This window comes from Streptomyces chumphonensis, from assembly GCF_014779715.1.
Taxonomy (GTDB): Bacteria; Actinomycetota; Actinomycetes; order Streptomycetales; family Streptomycetaceae; genus Streptomyces; species Streptomyces chumphonensis.
Genome location: NZ_JACXYU010000035.1, coordinates 1 through 782 on the forward strand (window position 1 = coordinate 1; position 782 = coordinate 782).

Below are 782 nucleotides of genomic sequence, written 5' to 3' on the forward strand. Positions count from 1 at the left end.
TGTTGGAAGAGGAATTCGTTGCCGAGGCGGCGGGCGGAGTCGCCGGTGCACTTCTCGTCGCCGCCCATGATGGCGAATTTCACGCCGGCGATGTGGAGGAGTTCGGCGAAGGCCTTGGTGGTCTTCTTGGCGCGGTCTTCCAGGGCGCCGGCGCAGCCGACCCAGTACAGGTAGTCGACCTCGGTCAGGTCCTCGATCGTCTTGCCGACGACCGGCACCTCGAAATCGACCTCCTTGGTCCACTCCAGGCGCTGCTTCTTGGCCAGGCCCCAGGGGTTGCCCTTCTTCTCCAGGTTCTTGAGCATCGTCCCCGCCTCCGACGGGAACGCGGACTCGATCATGACCTGGTAGCGGCGCATGTCGACGATGTGGTCGACGTGCTCGATGTCGACGGGGCACTGTTCGACGCAGGCGCCGCAGGTGGTGCAGGACCACAGCACGTCGGGGTCGATGACGCCGTTGTCCTCCAGCGTCCCGATCAGCGGACGCTCGGCCTCCGCCAGCGCGGCGGTCGGGACGTCGGCCAGTTGCTCGGACGTTCCCCGCTCCTCGCCTTCGGCGTTCTTGCCGCCGCCCGCGAGCAGGTAGGGCGCTTTGGCGTAGGCGTGGTCCCGTAGGGACAGGACGAGCAGTTTGGGGGAGAGGGGCTTGCCGGTGTTCCAGGCGGGGCACTGGGACTGGCAGCGTCCGCACTCGGTGCAGGTGGAGAAGTCCAGCAGGCCCTTCCAGGAGAAGTGCTCGACCTGGGAGACGCCGAACTGCGTCTCCTCGCCGCCCTCCTC

At 67.3% G+C, this 782-nt stretch carries 1 protein-coding gene; it reads right to left on the bottom strand.

Annotated elements, in window-relative coordinates:
* Window positions 1–782 (bottom strand): (Fe-S)-binding protein (locus tag IF129_RS25920; protein ID WP_191212278.1); only part of this gene is annotated, 782 nt, incomplete at both ends.